The organism is Amniculibacterium aquaticum (assembly GCF_003852705.1).
GTDB classification, from domain to species: domain Bacteria; phylum Bacteroidota; class Bacteroidia; order Flavobacteriales; family Weeksellaceae; genus Amniculibacterium; species Amniculibacterium aquaticum.
Window position 1 is genome coordinate 1 of sequence record NZ_REFA01000035.1, and the last position, 17800, is coordinate 17800.

The 17800-nt window shown below is 36.6% G+C and carries 19 protein-coding genes and 1 pseudogene; 5 read left to right on the forward strand and 15 right to left on the reverse strand.

The genetic code is table 11. The features are described from left to right. From EIY84_RS12035 to EIY84_RS11000, 4 genes and pseudogenes are all read left to right on the forward strand, one after another. Positions 1–119, forward strand: a pseudogene (locus EIY84_RS12035) (IS30 family transposase); the annotation flags it as partial. Then, positions 116–1177 carry a hypothetical protein gene (locus EIY84_RS10990; RefSeq protein ID WP_124643133.1) on the forward strand — a complete coding sequence of 354 codons (1062 nt, stop codon included), beginning with the start codon at positions 116–118 and terminating at the stop codon, positions 1175–1177. The pseudogene EIY84_RS12035 and the gene EIY84_RS10990, both read left to right, overlap by 4 nt. Then, positions 1170–1961: a hypothetical protein gene (locus tag EIY84_RS11870; RefSeq protein WP_206428206.1), complete on the forward strand. Its 792-nt coding sequence runs from the start codon at positions 1170–1172 to the stop codon at positions 1959–1961. Before EIY84_RS10990 ends, EIY84_RS11870 begins: the two co-directional genes overlap by 8 nt. A gap of 70 nt (positions 1962–2031) precedes the next feature. Further along, a complete protein-coding gene (locus EIY84_RS11000; protein ID WP_124643135.1) occupies positions 2032–2280 on the forward strand; it encodes a hypothetical protein in 249 nt (82 codons plus the stop codon). Between the two features lie 300 nt (positions 2281–2580). On the opposite strand, the gene EIY84_RS11005 is transcribed toward EIY84_RS11000, so the two are convergent. The 4 genes from EIY84_RS11005 to EIY84_RS11020 form a co-directional block, all read right to left on the reverse strand. Beyond that, complete coding sequence (locus EIY84_RS11005) at positions 2581–3051, reverse strand: Lrp/AsnC family transcriptional regulator (protein WP_124643138.1); 471 nt, start codon at positions 3049–3051, stop codon at positions 2581–2583. Between the two features lie 78 nt (positions 3052–3129). Next, on the reverse strand, positions 3130–4065 hold the full coding sequence (locus EIY84_RS11010; RefSeq protein ID WP_124643140.1) for an endonuclease/exonuclease/phosphatase family protein: 936 nt from the start codon (positions 4063–4065) through the stop codon (positions 3130–3132). Positions 4066–4317: 252 nt separating this feature from the next. After that, positions 4318–4995: a tRNA (guanosine(37)-N1)-methyltransferase TrmD gene (trmD, locus tag EIY84_RS11015; protein ID WP_124643142.1), complete on the reverse strand. Its 678-nt coding sequence runs from the start codon at positions 4993–4995 to the stop codon at positions 4318–4320. Next, positions 4992–6254 (reverse strand): NAD(P)/FAD-dependent oxidoreductase, encoded by a 1263-nt coding sequence (locus EIY84_RS11020; protein ID WP_124643144.1) that lies wholly within the window; start codon positions 6252–6254, stop codon positions 4992–4994. The genes trmD and EIY84_RS11020 overlap by 4 nt, the downstream gene beginning before the upstream one ends. Before the next feature lie 123 nt (positions 6255–6377). Between EIY84_RS11020 and EIY84_RS11025 the strand changes: the two genes are divergently transcribed. Then, positions 6378–7235 (forward strand): GH25 family lysozyme, encoded by an 858-nt coding sequence (locus EIY84_RS11025; protein WP_164472043.1) that lies wholly within the window; start codon positions 6378–6380, stop codon positions 7233–7235. 15 nt (positions 7236–7250) lie between these two features. On the opposite strand, the gene EIY84_RS11030 is transcribed toward EIY84_RS11025, so the two are convergent. The 11 genes from EIY84_RS11030 to EIY84_RS11080 all read right to left on the reverse strand — a co-directional run bounded on the left by EIY84_RS11030 (position 7251) and on the right by EIY84_RS11080 (position 17626). Continuing rightward, positions 7251–7574: a hypothetical protein gene (locus EIY84_RS11030; RefSeq protein WP_124643146.1), complete on the reverse strand. Its 324-nt coding sequence runs from the start codon at positions 7572–7574 to the stop codon at positions 7251–7253. Between the two features lie 109 nt (positions 7575–7683). Continuing rightward, complete coding sequence (locus tag EIY84_RS11035) at positions 7684–8859, reverse strand: thioredoxin family protein (RefSeq protein ID WP_124643148.1); 1176 nt, start codon at positions 8857–8859, stop codon at positions 7684–7686. A gap of 115 nt (positions 8860–8974) precedes the next feature. Then, positions 8975–10243, reverse strand: a complete 1269-nt coding sequence (serS, locus tag EIY84_RS11040) for a serine--tRNA ligase (protein WP_124643150.1) — start codon at positions 10241–10243, stop codon at positions 8975–8977. Between the two features lie 69 nt (positions 10244–10312). Beyond that, on the reverse strand, positions 10313–10801 hold the full coding sequence (locus tag EIY84_RS11045; RefSeq protein ID WP_124643152.1) for a hypothetical protein: 489 nt from the start codon (positions 10799–10801) through the stop codon (positions 10313–10315). Between the two features lie 16 nt (positions 10802–10817). Then, complete coding sequence (locus tag EIY84_RS11050) at positions 10818–12062, reverse strand: oligosaccharide flippase family protein (protein ID WP_164472044.1); 1245 nt, start codon at positions 12060–12062, stop codon at positions 10818–10820. Further along, the gene (locus EIY84_RS11055) at positions 12059–13657 is read right to left on the reverse strand and encodes an asparagine synthase-related protein (RefSeq protein ID WP_164472045.1); all 1599 of its coding nucleotides are present in this window, start codon (positions 13655–13657) and stop codon (positions 12059–12061) included. The genes EIY84_RS11050 and EIY84_RS11055 overlap by 4 nt, the downstream gene beginning before the upstream one ends. A 114-nt stretch (positions 13658–13771) precedes the next feature. Further along, positions 13772–14905, reverse strand: a complete 1134-nt coding sequence (locus EIY84_RS11060) for a glycosyltransferase (protein ID WP_124643158.1) — start codon at positions 14903–14905, stop codon at positions 13772–13774. 49 nt (positions 14906–14954) lie between these two features. Next, the gene (locus tag EIY84_RS11065) at positions 14955–15473 is read right to left on the reverse strand and encodes an NUDIX hydrolase (protein ID WP_124643160.1); all 519 of its coding nucleotides are present in this window, start codon (positions 15471–15473) and stop codon (positions 14955–14957) included. Continuing rightward, positions 15473–16378 (reverse strand): site-specific tyrosine recombinase XerD, encoded by a 906-nt coding sequence (gene xerD / locus EIY84_RS11070; protein WP_124643163.1) that lies wholly within the window; start codon positions 16376–16378, stop codon positions 15473–15475. The genes EIY84_RS11065 and xerD overlap by 1 nt, the downstream gene beginning before the upstream one ends. 48 nt (positions 16379–16426) lie before the next feature. Next, positions 16427–16852: a dCMP deaminase family protein gene (locus EIY84_RS11075; protein ID WP_124643165.1), complete on the reverse strand. Its 426-nt coding sequence runs from the start codon at positions 16850–16852 to the stop codon at positions 16427–16429. 3 nt (positions 16853–16855) lie between these two features. Then, positions 16856–17626: an enoyl-CoA hydratase/isomerase family protein gene (locus EIY84_RS11080; RefSeq protein WP_124643166.1), complete on the reverse strand. Its 771-nt coding sequence runs from the start codon at positions 17624–17626 to the stop codon at positions 16856–16858. Between the last annotated feature and the right edge of the window lie 174 nt (positions 17627–17800).

The window sequence follows — 17800 nt, forward strand, 5'->3', positions numbered from 1 at the left end:
TTGAAAGGGTAATAAATATTTTAAACAACAGACCACGAAAAAGATTTGGTTTTAAAACGCCCAATGAAATTTTCGCTCAAAAATTGAATGAAAACTGTGATGTTGCATTTATAACTTGAATCCACCCAATATTAAAGATAAAGAAGAAACTAATGATGAAGAAAATAATAGAGAAGGGTTTTTCCAAGGATTAAAAAAAATTGGTAAAGTTGTATCAGGTATAGAAGCATATCAGAGTAGAAATAGTTCAATTACTATAAAAGAATCTTGTGAAGAATATTATGAAGCAGCACAAAAAGTGACAGAAATTGTACGGGAAAGTCTTAATAAAAGCATTAATGAATTCGGAAAATATCGATTAGAATCATTACAAGCAACTACAGGTCGCTTTTTAGGGATTCTTAGAGATATGAAGAAAGAGAATAAACTCAAGGAATATGAAATCCTTAGTAATATTGGTGTCAATACGGATTCCATAAAAAAGATGGAAAGATTAGATATGGATGCGTCATCTGCATTAAAGAGTACAGCAACAGTAGGTGTTCTTGGTGCTGCTGCAGCCATGGGTACTCCAGCAATGGTGACTAGTGCTGTAGGAGCTCTTGCAACGGCATCTACTGGTACTGCAATTAGTTCATTAAGTGGAGTTGCTGCAACAAATGCTACATTAGCATGGTTAGGAGGTGGTAGTTTAGCAACTGGTGGGGGAGGTATGGCCGCAGGAGCAACTGTTTTATCAGAAATTACGATGGGAGCCACTGCCGGAATAGGATTAATAGCTGCAGGATTAATAGCATCAACATACTATTCTAAAAAATTAACTGAAGCTAAAGAATTTCAGAAAGATGTTGAATGTCATGTAGCGGATATGAAGAATCTTTGGGATGTACTTGAAGGTATTTATCAAAGAACTAATGAACTTACTAATGTTACTAAAAAATTAGAATTAAGATTGAAAGCAGAAATAAGTTATTTAGAACCTTTAGCTATTGATTATAATACAGATAATAACTATTATAATCTTGTTTTCCAAAGAGTTGGTTTATTGGCCAAATCAATGAGTGATTTAGCACAGACTCCTTTGTTGGATAATGAAGGGAATACTTCGAAGATGAGTGAACAAATAATTCAAGATACCAATAAAGTATTAAATAATAATATTGTTAATTATGGATAAAAATTCAATTCTAAATATAGGGAAAGGTTTGTTCAATGATATAAAAAATAAATTATTGGAACAAGGTAAAGAAACAGTATTATCGGCAACAGATGAAATAATGGAAAAAAGTAAGGATGCCATAATTAAAACTGCAAATGATAAAGTTTTAGAATTATCAGAGGGTAAATTAGATCTATCAAAATTTTTAAATACATCAGAAGCTTCAGTGGAAGAAATTGATAATCAAGATCGGACAAATAACGAGGATTTATCCATTTCTAAAAAAGAATTTCTAAATAAAAATAACAATGAATCCTCTATAACCCCTGTGGAAATTATTTCATCTGAAGATGAAAAATATAAAAATAGCGATGAGTTTGAAAAAGGATTACATAAAAATTTAGATGTACTCACAATTGGTGCTGCTCGTAATCCTGCTGAAGCAGCAATGGTATTAAAAGAATTAATAACAATGGCTGGCGAAGTTTCAAAATTTACAGAGGTTCAGAAGACAAAACGAAAGGAAATAGAAGCAGAGCGAGATAAATATGTTACAAAAATAAATGCTCAAAAAGCAATAATGATTGCTTATCTTGAAAAATCTTTTGATGAAAGAAAAGCTAATTTTGAAAAATTATTTGCTATAGTTGATCACGCAATAGTAAATAATAACATGCAACAATTAGCTATGGGACTCGAAAGTATCAATAATCTTGCAGTTTCTTCACCATTTAAAGATTTAGCAAGTATTGAGAATACCCAAAATGCACTTAACGATAAAGACCATATTTGGGATATTTAATAAAAAGTATTGATCAAACAATTTATTATTCTGTCAAAATTTTAAATAACCTCCAAAAAAACCTTACCCCATGACCATCCAATGCGAATATTGCGGGAAGTCCGCAAGCAGTATCCGAGCTTTAACCGGCACACCTTGTACACGGCATCCTTTGGGATCGTGTAAAGGCAATCACAAACTTTATGAAGGCAGCGAAAAACCGATTTATACCTGCAAATATTGCGGAAGAACCGAAAAAAGTATCGCCATCCTTACCAATTCCACTTGTGGCAGACACCCAAGCGGTTTCGCCAAAGGGAAACATGCCCCGAGTTTGTGAGTTTTAATCCAATTCTTCAAGGATTTACAATCCTTGAAGAATTGATTTTTTTTGAATCCACCTAACAGAACACGGATTTAAAGTGGAAGATTATAGAAAGGTGGTGAGAGCGTTTTTTGGGAGGTAAATAAGGTGAAAAGAATACAGACTCTTGTTGAGATATTTCCCTAAAAAACCCTCTTCATATAACCATCCCAAACAATCTTTTGCGTTGAAATATTGAGCATGGTTCTAGATCATTACAAACAGCAAGAAGCTACCCATTTCGGATAGCTTCTTGCTGTTTATTTTTAAAAAGTCTTATACTTTAAGTTGTCTGTTGATGCTTTGTTCCAAGGAGATGTAGGTTTCAGTTCTCGTAATACCTTCCAACTTTTGTAGCTTTTTTAGGATTTGCATAAGGTGGTCGTTGTCCATGCACAAAACCTTTAGAAAAACGGTGTAATTCCCGGTTGTACAATGGGCTTCAACCACTTCGTTTATGGTGTTGATGGAGCGAATTACACTATCGTAATAATGCGGTTGGTCCAGATAGACGCTGATGTACGAAATGACTTTGTAGCCTATTTTTTTAGGATTTAGAAAAGAGATGGAGTTTTCGATAACCCCGGCTTGCTCTAATTTTTTTATTCTTTGGTGTACTGCAGTGGTCGAAATGCCGATTTCTTTGGAGATGATGGCCAAAGAAGTCTTAGCATTGTCCATAAGCATGTATATTATTTTCTTGTCAACAGAGTCTAAGTGATAAATGGTGCTGCTTGAGTTTTTCATAAATGGTATTTTAATTTTTGTTTTTTAGGAATCGTTGGAGGTCCTCATGATTCGTGAACGGTTCTATTTTCTTGTATTTTAGTTTAATTTTATTTTTTTTCTGAATTCGGTGATCACCGGATAATGATCGCTGTAGCCACCTAAATATCTTGTTCCGGCATAAGTCCTAAAAGGTCTTCCCTGAAATTTTCTGTCCCAACTGCTTAGTTTTTGATGATTGAAAACATGAGCCTCTTGAAACTGCAATTGAAAATCGGAATCTGTAAAATTTTTAGAAACCAAAAACTGATCAAACAACAGACCATCGTGGAAGTGAAATGTAGAAAACTGCTTTCTGTGGAACAATTCCTTGAACGGATTGATGAACAAATCGTTTCCTTCATCGGTCTTCTCCATCTTCAGGAGGCTTTCATCGTTAGGATTTTCATTAAAATCGCCACACAAGATCACCGCTTCTTTTTCTGAAACCAATTCATCCGCTTTATTCTTGATGGAATTTAGGATGTAGTCCCTTTTTGCTTTGTTGACATCGTGTTTCCTTTTAGAAGGGAGATGCAGGACAAAATAATTGATAATTTTGGAATTGATCTTGGTTTTCACCCAAAGTACATCACGGGTGGTATCGATGTATTCATCTACATTGTCATCAATTTCGAAAAGGAAAGTGATGGGTTCTGCATGCAGGACTTCAACCTTCGAACGATCAAAAAGCAGAGCCGTATCCACGCCTCTTTCGTCTAAAGAATTGAAGTGTATATAGTCGTAACGGTTTTCTAAGATTTCAATTTGCGTAAGATCGTCCAGTACTTTTGAACTTGAGATCTCAGAGAGTCCAATAATCATGGGGTGCACACCGTAGGCTTCGGCTACCCAATCAAAAACATAAGCAATTTTGAATAATTTATTATTATAACGATAATTGTTCCAACCTCTTAGACCAGAAGGGGTTGGATCGAATTTGTGAAGTGAAGGTGGATCGGGAGGGAAAAGATTCTCTACATTGTAGAACATCATAATCTCCTTTTCGGTATTTTTCGTTATCAAAATAATAATTATTTAGTAGAAAATGTAAATATAATTATTTTTTTTAAATAATCGTTTAGAACCTGATTAAAATTTATTCCTCAAATTTTCACATCGCTACTTATGCGGATTTTGTGCTCTAGATTTGAAGTTTCAGCTGCCTAAAACAAAAATTTAAAGTAAAAAAAACACCAGACAAAATGCCAAAAAGCAGGGGTTTTTAGGTACAATCGTAACGGCATCTTAGCCTTCTAATAAATCGGGCCTTTTTTCTTTTGTTATGGTATAGGCTTGTTCGTGCTGCCACTCTTCAATTTTTGCAAAATTACCACTGAGCAGTATTGCAGGGACTTTCAGACCTTTGTATTCTTCGGGTCTTGTGTAGATTGGGGGTGCCAATAAATTGTCTTGAAAACTGTCGGTCAGTGCGCTTTGTTCGTCGTTTAATACGCCAGGTAGCAGTCGGATTATGGCGTCAGAAAGTACGCACGCCGCCAATTCGCCACCGGTAAGTACAAAATCGCCAATAGAAATTTCCTTTGTTACATGAAGGTCTCTAACCCTTTGGTCTATGCCTTTGTAATGACCACAGATCATGATAAGATTGTCTTTTATGGACAGGCTGTTTGCCATTTTTTGATTGAGGGTTTGTCCATCCGGAGTAAGATAGATGATTTCATCATAATTTCTTTCGGATTTCAGTTGGGAGATGCATTTGTCCAAAGGTTCTATCATCATCACCATTCCTGCACCACCGCCGTAAGGTGCATCATCAATCTGTCTGTATTTGTTGTTGGCATATTCACGGATGTTGTGGAAATGCACTTCTGCCAAGCCTTTGTCCATAGCTCTTTTTAATATAGAAGTTCTGAAAGGGCTTTCCAGTAAGTCGGGTACAGCAGATATGATGTCTATTCTCATTGTATCGTTTTATTTTTTTTGTTAGGTATGATGATGAGTCTTAATGAAGAATCTTTGTTGAAATAGCTCCACATCCAATTGAAAAATACAGCTATCTTGTTTCGAACACTCAGGATAAGCATCAGGTGCAGAAACATCCAAAAATACCATGCAAAAATACCTTGAAATTTTATTTTTGGCAAATCGACTACTGCACGGTGTTTCCCTATGGTCGCCATGCTTCCTTTGTCATCGTATTCGTACTCTTTCCAGTCGTTTAAATTGGCTTTTAAAATGTTTTTGGCCAGATTTTTTCCTTGCGTTATGGCTACATTGGCAACTTGTGGTTGGCCGGTAGGGTACTTTGTCGTTTCCATGTACGCAATGTCGCCTATGGCAAAAATATTATCATAACCTATAATTTTATTGAAACGGTCAACTTTGTAACGGTTTCTTATGACAGCATCTTCATTCAGCCCATCGATGATGTTTCCTGTTACTCCAGCAGCCCAAATCACATTTTTGCTGGCGATTTGTAAGCCACTTTCCATTTGTACATGTTCTCCATCATAATCGGTAACTTTTTCGCCGCTTAAGAATTGTACACCAAGATCTTTTAAGTATTTTTCTGACTGATCTTGAGCTTCCTGGCTCATCACCCCCAACGGTTTGTCGGTGGCGCTTACCAATATAATGTTAAGATGGTCGAAATTCATGTTCGGATAATCCCGAGGAAGGATGTCGGATTTCATTTCGGCAAATGCTCCTGCAAGTTCAACACCGGTGGGTCCACTTCCAACGATCACAATGTTCCAGTTGGCTTCCACGCTGCGCCCCCGTTCAATAATTAGCTTTTCAAAAGTAAGTAAGACATGGTTTCGGATGGATATGGCTTCTTGTGTGTTTTTCATCCCAAAAGTCAGGGATTCCATTTTCTCGTTGCCAAAGAAATTGGTTTTGCACCCTGTGGCAATTACAAGTTTGTCATAATGGAAGTCTCCAGAAGCGGTTATGATTTTATTTTCTTCGGCTACAATTTTTTCTACTTCTGCGAGTCTGAAGAAGGTGTTTTTAGATCTTTGAAAAATTTTCCTAAACGGGAAAGAGATGTTACTGGGCTCTATCCTTCCGCATGCCACCTGATAGAATAAGGGTTGAAACATGTGGTGGTTAACTTTATCGATGACGATTACCTTTTTGTTAGCTCTGTTTAGTGTTCTGGCGAGTTTTAATCCTGCAAAACCGCCTCCGATTATGATTATTTTTTCTCTGGATTCCATAATATCACAAATTTACTGAATATTAAATTGTTATAAAAAAGTAAGGATCAATAGTTTCTATGTTGAATTTTGAATTTCGTCTATTATGAAAAGTATTCATAATAATGACTTATTTTTGTGCCTATGGCAAAGAGAAAAAAGCATACCAAAAAGAGAATTCATAAGTCCAGAAGAAGGCATTGGCTGTTACGAAGGGAGATTCTTTTTATTATCTTGGCCGTATCGCTTTTGGGTACAGGCTGGTATTTGAAGGATAAAATTTCATTTTACTATGCCATGAATTTTAAGAATTTTACTCATAAAAAACTGAAAAATTCAGAATTCGAAACCCAACGGATCAACAAGATTATTTCTGAAAATACCGATAAAATTTTTGGAATTGATCTTTCGCATTATCAAAATAAAGAAGATATACAGTGGGATAGTCTTAGCATCGCCAATCAATCGATACCCATAAAATTTGTGGTGATGAGGGCAACCATGGGAAAGACCAAAGTAGATAAGCATTTTGATCATTTTTGGCAACAAGCACAACAACACAGCCTCATCCGTGGAGCTTATCATTTTTATCGCGCCGATGAAGATCCCGTGTTGCAGGCAAACAATTTTTTGGAGAATGTAAACTTGCAGTCCGGAGATCTGAGGCCGGTATTGGATATCGAAAAAATATCGAGAAGACACGGTAAGGAAAAATTAGTGAACAATCTGAAAGTTTGGCTGAAAATTGTTGAAGAAGCCTACGGCGAAAAGCCCATCATCTATACCTACTACCATTATTATAAAGATTATCTGAGAGAAGATTTCTCAGACTACCCCTTGTGGCTGGCCAATTATAACGATGTCTCTGTACCCAGCGAAGAAGATCATTGGAAACTGTGGCAGTTCTCTGAAAACGGGATTGTTTACGGAATTAATACCAAAGTAGATCTTAATATGTACAACGGTGGATTGTGGGGTTTGAAATCGCTGACCATTGATTAAGATTTTGTTGAAGAATTAAGATTTTGGCAAGTCTTCAGTTTTATCTTGATCTTTCAAATCCTGTGTAGATGTTACCCAGGACATGAACCAAACGGCTCCTTTTCCTCGCCATTGTTTATTGGCCCAAAGAATGCCTATGACCAGACCAAGGATAGACAGCAGCAATCCAAGTACAAAAGTAACTTTATTGGGGTTGTAAAGATAGGTGAGAGTGCCAAGAATTAACCCGATTAACAAAGGCGAAGCAACAATTCTAAGCCAAGCGATAGCTTCGGTAAAGAGTCGGAAGAGTTGAAATAATTTTTCTTCTGTTTTGTTGGTCTTTGTAGGATTGTTCATGACTGTTATTTTTTTATAAAGATATTCATTTTGACGACACCAACTAAAAGACCTCCTCAGATTTTTCTGAAGAGGTCTTGTTTTTTAATTGTAATTATTCAAAAAAGAATTATTGTAATTTTTTCAACAATTCTTTTGTTGAAGCGGCATCTTCGCCTGCTTTTTCAGCAAGTTTTATTGCTTGTTCTGCCATGGATTTTGCATTGTCTTTTTCACCCACTTTGAAATAAAGGTTTGCCAAAGTATCTGTGTTTGCATAGCTTTCATCTTTTTTTACCGATTTTTCAGCCCAAAGTACAGCTAATTTTAATGCGTCCTTGTCGGTAACATTTTCATAAAAATTCCAAGCAACTTCGTTTAATTCGTTGGATGAGAATTTTTCATCATTTCCTTCTTTGTAGTAAGCAATGGCTAGTTTTTGATAATCTGCAAATTTTTTAGATTTAAGAGCCATTCTCATTTTTATTTGCAATAAAGTTTTTTCAGCTTCTTCTTTCGTCATGAATTTGGTAGCCTCTTTCATGTAGATTTTATCATCAATCGCTTTGGTCTCTTTGTTGAATGCCGTTTTCATAATGGCATTTAATTGTAGAGATTTTAGCATTTGGTTGTACTGAGACTCAGGCATTAGATTTGTGATCTCAGATTTTTTGTTAACCACCACTTTGTACAAAGGAGAGTTTGCATCTTTGGTCAAGCTGAAAAGTGACATTAGATCTTCTTCAGTAAAGGCTTGGTTTTTGTTGGTTTCAAAATATTTGATGGCTGCTTTTTCTGCCAATTCGGGTTCGCTGTAAGCAAAAGCTTTCATCACACCTTTCAAAATTACCGGTTCTGTAGATCCTGAGTTGAATTTAGCCTTCAAATAAGACATTTTATTGTTCGGGTCAAGGGCTTCTTTTGCAATTTTGATAAATTCTGGAGCAACAAAATATCCCGTTCCTCTATAGATTACCTCACCATTTCCATCGATGAAAAGATAGGTAGGGTATGCCTTTACACCGTATTTTTGTGCAATAGTTACGCCTTCACCTTTTTCCATGTCTATTTTTGTGTTGATGAAAGCTGAGTTGTACACCTCACCAACTTCTGGTAATGTAAAGACTTCTTTATCCATCTTTTTGCACGGACCACACCAAGAAGCATAGGCATCCATAAAGATGAGTTTATTTTCTTTTTTTGCTTTGTCCAAAAGGTTTTTGAACGAATCGTTTTCAAATTTTATACCTTGTGCGAAGACCATAACTCCGGCAAGTAACATCATAAAAGCTGATAATTTTTTCATATACAGAAAGCTATTTTTTTTAATTTGCCAAATGTACAAAAGTTTGAGAATATCAATCGGAATAATACAAAAAAAATCAGCACTTAATTTCAGTACTGATTTCTTTCTGTTTTTATTATTGAATGGTCTCGAATCTTGCGTATTCTGCAACTTTTTTAGGAAGTTTGATGCCTTCGGGGGTTTGGTTGTTTTCTAACAGAGCCGCCATAATTCTTGGTAATGCCATTGCCGATCCGTTCAGGGTGTGTACCAATTGTGTCTTACCGTCTTTTCTGTAACGGCATTTTAGCCTGTTGGCTTGGAAATTTTCAAAATTAGAAACCGAAGAAACTTCAAGCCATTTTTCTTGAGCAGCACTCCACACTTCAAAGTCATAGGTCATGGCCGAAGTAAAGCCCATATCGCCACCGCACAATCTTAAAATTCTGAATGGAAGTTCTAGGTCTTCCAAAATGGATTTCACATGATTTACCATTTCTTCTAGGGCAGCATAGGAATTTTCTGGTTTTTCAATTCGTACAATTTCTACTTTTTCGAATTGGTGCAGGCGGTTGAGTCCTCTAACATGGGCGCCGTAACTGCCGGCTTCTCTTCTATAACATTGGGAGAAAGCGGTATTTTTTACCGGGAAATCTTTCTCGTCGATGATGGTATCTCTGTAGATGTTGGTTACCGGAACCTCTGCAGTAGGGATCAGGTACAGGTTGTCTTCGTTCACAAAGTACATCTGACCTTCTTTGTCCGGCAATTGGCCTGTTCCGTATCCTGAAGCTTCATTTACCACATGCGGTGGGTTTACTTCGAGATATCCGGCATCTGTATTTTTGTCCAAGAAATATTGCACCAAAGCTCTTTGCAGTCTAGCTCCTTTTCCTAAATAGACCGGGAAACCTGCTCCGGCAATTTTTACACCCAATTCGAAATCGATCAGGTTGTATTTTTTTGCCAATTCCCAATGGGGGATGTTTCCGGCTCCCAAACCTTGTACTTCATGCGATTGGTACACGATCTCATTGTCATCGGCAGTCGTTCCTGCTTTTACCAAGTGGTAGGGGATGTTTGGGATTTGGTATAGGATGTTTTGAAGTTTTTCTTCAACCAAAGGTTTTTGAGCCTCCAATTCTTTGATCCTTTCAGTATATTCGGCAGTTTTAGCTTTGGCATTTTCAGCCTCGTCTTTTTTGCCTTCTTTCATTAAAAGACCAATTTCTTTGGAAATTTTATTTTTCTCTGCATTCAGGTTGTCAAGTTCAAATTGAAGTTTTTTTCTCTCTTCATCCAATTGTATGGCTTCGTCAACCCATTCGGTATTTTTGAAATTTCTCTTTTTTAGTCCTTCTAAGACCAATTCTTTTTCGTCTCTTAAAAAATTAACTTGTAGCATAGCAGAGTTTTGTATTTATCTTCCGTGAAGCATTTTCTTTCTCGGAAATTCGTTTGCAAATTTAATGATTTATTTAAAGATTTTAATGATGTTTTCCGTACCCGAATTTTTTGTAAAAACCGTTGTCCCGTTGTAGGTGGCCGAACTGATCTGAAACAAGTCCGGACTCATGGTGTAGTTTAAGACCAGAGTGTCCAAGGTGGTTTGGGTAGCGTTTCCCTTTGTTTTTCTTAAGGAAAGAGCAATTTTTGATTGGTAGTGGTTGTTGTCCAAAGCCATTCGTTTTGCTCCCGCCAAATATTCAATATAACTCACGGTGTCGCTTGTTTTTTTCAACGATACAGAAATGGGAGCATTGTCCGTTTCTCCAAAAACATCGTTCATGGAAATGGAGGTGTAGGAGTTGGGGAGTTTTGCATTCAACATGTCCTGACCGGCAGAATCGATGAAGATTTGTACTTTTTGGTCGATGAACTGCAAGTCGTCGTTTGAATTTCTACAAGAAGTCGTGGCGAAAATTAAAATAACGATTAATAGAAATGCTGCATTTTTTCTCATAAAGCAAATATACTTCTTATTTTAATTTTTTAAAATAGTTCCAAAATTGCCAACCCATAAGAATGCCTGTGGAAAATAATGTTAACGATTGGGCTACTGCCATCCCGAAAATGCCGTAATCATTTACCAAAAAAAACGAAAACGAAGATAAGACCATCAATGCAAAAACGGAAACTGCCGTATTGGCTTTCATCTTACCCACTGCTGAAAGTAGGTTTCCATAAAGGTTTCTCAGTAAAATATTGATTAAAAATGCGGCAAACAAAACCACAAATGAGGTGGACGAATCCAAATACTCCTCACCAAATAAAAGTTGGATAATGTCTTTCTTTAGCCAAAGTACAATGCCAAAAATGAACAAACACAGAGGCAAAAAAAGTTTATAATAATTGAATATATAGTTTTTTAGAAAAGTTCTGTTGTCGTAATTTTTCGCCAATTTCGGAAAATCACTTTGCATAAAAACGAGCGAAAGAAATGTGATGTTGGCCGGTAAGATGATGGCAACCTTGTAGTGGGCAACACCTTGTTCGGACATCAACCAACCCAAAATAAGAATGTCCAATGCAAAAAGAGCATCCGACAATACGGCAGTTCCGGAAGAATGCAGGGCGTAATTCCAAATTTCTTTTTTGTTGAAATTAAAGTCTGTGTGTTTTTTTAGGGTGCTAAATTTTAACCAAAACATCGACAGAAATGGAGCGATAGCCATGGCGACAAGGTATCCGTAAAGTTGAAATAAGTAGGTTAGGACTGCTGTTAGAAGCAAGCCGCCGAGATTAACTGCATTGTTGATGTTAGCAAAAATTCTGTTATTTCCTATAATTCTTTGTTCGGATTGAAGATGATTGTGAAAAAAAATCCCAATCAGCCGGATGAAAAAAAATAAAAAAATGTAAAAAGCATCTTCAATTTTTTGAATATAAAAAATACTGATGGCTAAAAACAACACACTGATCCCAATATGATATACAAATCCTTGTTTGAAAAGATAGGTCGATAGCCGGTATTGGTCTTCTGTTTTATTTTTAATGGATCCAAATCTCAGTAAACTTTGTGAACTGCCCAAACCGGAAAAAGGCGCAAACAAAGAGAATATTGAAAATACCAAGGTGATGCTACCGAACTCACCGACAGGCATCCATCGGATCAGGATGAGGGAGGTGATAAAGGCGCATATTTTAGAAATAAGCAACGATAGAAAAACGAGATGTCCGCTGTTTTCCCAAAAAGAATAAAGAAATTCTTTTAAACTTTTCATGGTTGAAAATAGAGTTTGAAAATCGCCAAAACATTGACGGCTTGGCATTTGTGGAAGAAGTTTTCTGAAGAAAACAAGACTTCCATTTCGGTTTTTAGCTCAGGGTAATTCTCCAATCGCCACAGGTTTTCAGAAAAATAATTCTGATAGTAACTTTGTAAAATCTCGCTTTTTTCAAAATAATAAGCATACGGATACATGCTGGACTTTTGCGGAGAGTTCAGGATTTTTTCATTGATTTTTTTGAAAATAGGTTTCAAAAATTGATCTCCAATTTTGGTTTTCCAAGCAGCATCGGGTTTTAGTAAAGTCCTTTCCCAACGGTATTCTGTAGCTTCGGGGCAATAGGTCTTTATCCATTCCAGATAGAAGCGGTGTTTGTATTTCCAATCTTCCTTCAGACTGAAAGAGAAATTTAACATTTCTTTGGACATGAAAGGCGAAGTCTGATAGGCTTTTTGCTGCTGAACTTGTGCGCCCAAAACCGTTCTGTTGTAGGCAATGTTTTTTAGGAGAAAGGCTTCTTCGGTTTCATATTTGCCCATAATATTTTTTAGATCGGCTTCTACTTTTGGAAGAAAAGCATCGTTAAAAATGATTTTGAAAAAAGAAGGTTTCTTGCGATGGGGTTCCGAGTTGAAGCCTCCCAAAATGCCATCTCCAATCTGTCCACTGTGGAAAACACCAAAGTTTTCGTACTTCAATTTGTCCAAAGCGTATTGGACATGGACGCCACCGGTGTATAGGCCACAACCTTCGGATATTTTGGTGAGTTGGTCTATTTTATTCAAAAATTCGCCACCATCAAGCGGAATAAATTCGTAGTGCAAACGGTAGTCTTTGGCGATTTGTTCAGAAATTTTGTGATCCCAATACCGACTTTGGGAAAAACAGAGGATGTTTTCTATGTCGAATCCTTTTTGCAAAGCATACATCATGCCCACTCGGCTGTCCAAACCACCGCTGAGCAATGCCAATGATTTTTTTTGAAGTTCAAGATCTTTTTCATATTCCATTTCCACCGATCTGCCGAAAATTTCGTGCATATCGAGCAATCCTTTTTCAAAAGATTTGTTGTAGTAATTTTCGGAAAAAGGGCTGTAGTAGCAGTGTTCCGAAATGTTTTGGTTTTCGATGTCTATTGAAATGCAACGACCATCAGAAATTTTATAAACATCTTGGATGGGGCATTCGTTTTCCAAGATATTGCCAACGCACAAAAGCTGGTACAAGGCTTTTATGTTGGGGTGTAGCTTTATTTTTTCGGATTTTAGACCCTCGGCCAATCGAATAAGACTGCTGTCTATCCAAATTTTATTTCCAAATTTTGTGTAAAAAACCCTTTGTGTTGCTGTGGGATTGGTAAAGACAACCACTTTATGGTCTTTCTTGTTCCAAACATAACCTCGAAATTCACCGTCCAATTCTTTGATGAAATTCTCTTTTTTATGGTGATAAAGTTCTAAAATTAGGGTTTTGAAATCGCTGAGAGCAAAATCGGTCAGTAATTTTTTTTTGTTGAGAACCAAACCTTCGATGGCAATTTCCAAATCGTCGTTTTTTATGTAAAGATTATCGTTTGCCTCAGTATTCATGTGGCAATGGATTTCTACGATGTTGTTTACGATTTTTATAGAAAAACCAGGCGTCATTGTGTGTTTGGAAAAATAATTATAGGATGTGTGTTTTCTTCAAAGAATCAAATGTACTTATTTCTTAAGAATATCAGCGTATATTTCTGAATATTGTTCGCCAATTTTTTCTACAGAAAATGTTCTCTCGGCATAGCTTTGGAGCGCGTTTCGGTGATGTTGGACTTCTCCATTTAAAATATTAACCATGGCTTCTTCCAATAAATTCTCATTGGGAAAGTCGAGCAATATTCCGAAATTTTCTGGAAGAAATTCGGAAACGCCTCCAACATTGGTCGAAATTACCAGCAAACCGCTTGCAAAAGATTCGGCAATCACACAAGGTTGGTTCTCGTCATTGCTGAACAGGATAAAACAATCGGATCGCTTCATTCTTTCTGCAACTTCTTGTATGCTTTGCATCCCGAAAATTTCTATTTTATCTTGAAAGCCGGATTCTATGGCCGTTTTTTTTAAATTTTCTATAGTTTGTTGTGTTCCGTCTCCTCCCAGTTGCAACTTAAATTGATGTCCTTTTTTTAATAACCGAATGGCGGTATTAAGGATTTTGTCTGAATTTTTTCTCGGTATCAAATTGGAAACATGGATGAACACAAACTCATTTTTTTTCTCTTCATTCACGGAGAATAACGAAGTATCCACAACATTCGGTACGACTTTCATCGTGGTCGTTATTCCCAAATTTTTTAAACCTTTTTGCAAATCAAAACTGACGGGTAAAATGCAATTGGCACGATTGCCAATGAATTTAGCCGTTTTCAGAATGTTTTTAGGAGTAATGTTTTCATTGGATTTTCGAAGAGCTGTCCAATGTTCGGTAACGACAAACGGAATTTTAAACCTCTTTTTAAGATATACTGCAAATACCATAGAGTTGTGCAATACATTGGCATGAACCAAGTCGGGTCTGTCCATTTTTTGGAATCCCTTTTGGTAAGCCTTCATCCTTCTATAAAAATTTAGAATAGGATTGCGAGTGTTTTTATAGTAAACAACCAGAGTCCTAATCTTGTTGATGATCTTGTCATCAAAAACATAAGTTTCCTTTTGATTGAAATCTCCAATGGCATGCAGGACTTCCACCTCATGGATTTTTGCTACGGCTTCTGCGTGTCGTTGTACAAAATTACCATTGGTGGGTTCTATTTTGTTGGGGAACCAAGAGGAGATGAAAAGGATTTTTAACTTCATGAGTTGTCGTTAGTCCTACAAAAATAAAGATTTTGTAAGCGAAATTGAATTATTTCAAAAGAGAATGGTACAAAGAGAAGAATTTTTTTTGAGAATCAAACGCCAATTCATCCAGGTCTAAAGTCGCAATTTCTCGCCATTCTACTTCAGAGATTTCCTCTTTTTCCAAGTCGAATTTTGGTTTTTCATCCACCTCATAAAGGAAAAACAGATCCAAAGTGTTGTACAAAATGTCTTTGTACAAATAGGTATTGGGCAAAGAAGTAATGTATTTGAGCTTTTCAGGGTCGATGTCCCATTTTAATTCTTCGTAAAGTTCTCTTTTGCAGGTTGCTTCTGCGCTTTCGTTGGGATCTGTAAAGCCTCCGGTAAGATCCAGTTTTCCTTTTGCCGGGTCGCAATTTCTTTTTGCAAAAAGCAATTCACGGCCATATTTTACAACGACCGCTACTGCAGAAGCAATATTGTGGTAAAGAACAAAATAACAAGTTGGACAATACAGTTTCTTTTCCTGATCCCATTTCAATTCTTTTTGCCCACATTTAGGACAGTACATGAGGTGATTCATTAGTTCATGTTTCTTGGGTGAAAATCCAATATGGTTTGTCGTAATTCTTCATTTTCCAAATGGGTATAGATCTGTGTCGTGGTGATGCTGCTGTGTCCCAACATTTCTTGGATGAATCTAAGATCGGCACCGTTTTGAAGCAGATGAGTGGCAAATGAATGTCTGAAGGTGTGCGGCGATATTTTTTTATTGATACCGGCTTTATCTGCTAACTCTTTGATGATGATAAAAACGATGACCCTAGACATGGATGTACCACGGCTGTTTAGGAATAAAACATCTTCGTGCTTTTGATTTATTTTCAATTGTGATCTCACCGTTTTTATATAATTTTTCATTAATTTAATGGTGAAATCGGCCAAAGGTACCAATCTCATTTTATCTCCTTTTCCGTCAATTTTCATGAATTTTTCTTTGAAATTGATGTTGGAAATTCGAAGTTCAATGAGCTCAGAAACGCGTAAACCACAACCGTAGAGTACTTCGATCATGCATTTGTTTCTTTGTCCCAATTGGGTGCTATCGTCTATAGCGGATAAGATGGTGTCGATGTCTTGCAAACTTAAAGTGTCGGGCAAATAAAGTCCCAACTTTGGAGATTCCAACAGGTGTGCAGGGTTGTCTGTACGCAATTCGTCTTCATGCAAATATTTGAAAAATGCTTTTATGGAAGAGATCCAACGGGCTTGGGATCTTTCGGAAAATTTTTCTTTAGAATTTTGATAAAGATATTCTTGGAGATGATCGTGTGATATATCCAAAGGGTTGGTGCCATCCAGGTGGTTTTCAGAAAAATGTTTTAGTTTTTTTAGATCACTGATGTACGCATTTAGGGTGTTGTCAGATGAATTTTTTTCGAATTTCAAAAAAGATTCAAAATCTTTTATTTTGTCATCCCAGTTCATTTTTGTGTTGTTTTTATAATTTCTATTCTCTTCTGTTTTCTTCTTTTTTTAGAACAATTCTTCTTCAGGGATTTGTTCTATTTCTATGTTGTGTTCTTTTAAAAAGGAAATTCCATCGTCGTCAGAATATTCATTGATGTACACGACTCTCGAAATTCCTGCTTGTAGAATTAATTTGCTGCATTCTTTACAAGGCGAAAGGGTCAGGTAAAGTGTTGCCCCTTTTGCACTTTGTGTAGATGAGGCGAGCTTTAGAATGGCATTGGCTTCAGCATGTAAAACAAACCAATGGGTTTTGCCGTCTTTGTCTTCGCAGCAGTTGTCAAACCCCGATGGAGTACCGTTGTATCCATCGGAGATGATCATTCTGTCTTTTACAATCAATGCTCCTACCTGCTTTCTTTTGCAGTAAGAAAGTTGTCCCCATTCTCTGGCCATTCGTAGGTAGGCAATATCAAATTTATTGAGAGGCATTGTTTATTTGAATTCTGGTTTTCTTTTCTCTAAAAATGCAGTTACACCTTCTTGTTTGTCTTCTTGTTCAAACAGCTCACCGAAAAATTTAATTTCAGTTTCAAAACCTTTATCAGTATCCGATAGGTTTACCGCTTTTATGGCTTTTTCTATCGCTTGAGGTGAGTTTTTTGCAATGGCAGAAGCCAATTCTTTCGCTTTAGGCAATAAGTCTTCTAAACTGAAAACTTCATTGACCAATGAGATTTCTTTTGCTCTTTGTGCAGGAATCATTTTGGCTGAAAATATCAATTCATTGGCCAATCCTTTGCCGACTAATTTTGCCAGTCTTTGTGTGCCGCCGTAACCGGGAATTAGCCCAAGTGTTACTTCAGGCAGACCCAATTTGGCATTGTCGGAAGCATAACGGATGTGGCAAGACATGGCCAATTCTAATCCGCCGCCTAAAGCAAAACCGTTAACGGCTGCGATAACCGGTTTTTTTAGGTTTTCTACTTTATTGAATAAAATATTCTGTCCTACACGAGCCAATTCTTCGGCTTTATCTTGGTTGAAATCTGCGAATTCTTTGATGTCGGCTCCAGCTACAAAGGACTTTTCTCCACTTCCGGTAAGGATGATCGCTCGAACCGTGTTGTTATTTTCTAATTGGTCAAAAGCGTTGCTAAGGTCTTGTATGGTGTTTTTATTCAGTGCGTTAAGGCTTTGAGGTCTGTTGATGGTTATTGTTGCAATTTTATTTTCTATTTCGATATTAAGATTGTCAAATGTCATAATATATGTGTTAAAAATGATTTTAATTTATAAAAGTAATATTTTTTTATAGAACTTGTTTAAAGTAAAAAAATCGATAAACACCTTTAAAAAAAGGCGTTAATTATTTGTTTAAAAGACTGGTATTCAGTATATTAGAGGAAAAATAACTACAAATTTCTCTATGCAAAAGAA

Bases quoted from the DNA above. Each gene is read 5' to 3' on its own strand.
- EIY84_RS11080 (WP_124643166.1), bottom strand. From the start codon at position 17,626: ATGACATTTGACAATCTTAATATCGAAATAGAAAATAAAATTGCAACA.
- EIY84_RS11055 (WP_164472045.1), bottom strand. From the start codon at position 13,657: ATGAATACTGAGGCAAACGATAATCTTTACATAAAAAACGACGATTTG.
- EIY84_RS11010 (WP_124643140.1), bottom strand. From the start codon at position 4,065: ATGATGTTCTACAATGTAGAGAATCTTTTCCCTCCCGATCCACCTTCA.
- EIY84_RS11035 (WP_124643148.1), bottom strand. From the start codon at position 8,859: ATGAAAAAATTATCAGCTTTTATGATGTTACTTGCCGGAGTTATGGTC.
- serS (WP_124643150.1), bottom strand. From the start codon at position 10,243: ATGCTACAAGTTAATTTTTTAAGAGACGAAAAAGAATTGGTCTTAGAA.
- EIY84_RS11025 (WP_164472043.1), top strand. From the start codon at position 6,378: ATGGCAAAGAGAAAAAAGCATACCAAAAAGAGAATTCATAAGTCCAGA.
- EIY84_RS11020 (WP_124643144.1), bottom strand. From the start codon at position 6,254: ATGGAATCCAGAGAAAAAATAATCATAATCGGAGGCGGTTTTGCAGGA.
- EIY84_RS11060 (WP_124643158.1), bottom strand. From the start codon at position 14,905: ATGAAGTTAAAAATCCTTTTCATCTCCTCTTGGTTCCCCAACAAAATA.
- EIY84_RS11030 (WP_124643146.1), bottom strand. From the start codon at position 7,574: ATGAACAATCCTACAAAGACCAACAAAACAGAAGAAAAATTATTTCAA.
- EIY84_RS11075 (WP_124643165.1), bottom strand. From the start codon at position 16,852: ATGCCTCTCAATAAATTTGATATTGCCTACCTACGAATGGCCAGAGAA.
- EIY84_RS11000 (WP_124643135.1), top strand. From the start codon at position 2,032: ATGACCATCCAATGCGAATATTGCGGGAAGTCCGCAAGCAGTATCCGA.
- EIY84_RS11045 (WP_124643152.1), bottom strand. From the start codon at position 10,801: ATGAGAAAAAATGCAGCATTTCTATTAATCGTTATTTTAATTTTCGCC.
- trmD (WP_124643142.1), bottom strand. From the start codon at position 4,995: ATGAGAATAGACATCATATCTGCTGTACCCGACTTACTGGAAAGCCCT.
- EIY84_RS11870 (WP_206428206.1), top strand. From the start codon at position 1,170: ATGGATAAAAATTCAATTCTAAATATAGGGAAAGGTTTGTTCAATGAT.
- xerD (WP_124643163.1), bottom strand. From the start codon at position 16,378: ATGAACTGGGATGACAAAATAAAAGATTTTGAATCTTTTTTGAAATTC.
- EIY84_RS11050 (WP_164472044.1), bottom strand. From the start codon at position 12,062: ATGAAAAGTTTAAAAGAATTTCTTTATTCTTTTTGGGAAAACAGCGGA.
- EIY84_RS11065 (WP_124643160.1), bottom strand. From the start codon at position 15,473: ATGAATCACCTCATGTACTGTCCTAAATGTGGGCAAAAAGAATTGAAA.
- EIY84_RS11005 (WP_124643138.1), bottom strand. From the start codon at position 3,051: ATGAAAAACTCAAGCAGCACCATTTATCACTTAGACTCTGTTGACAAG.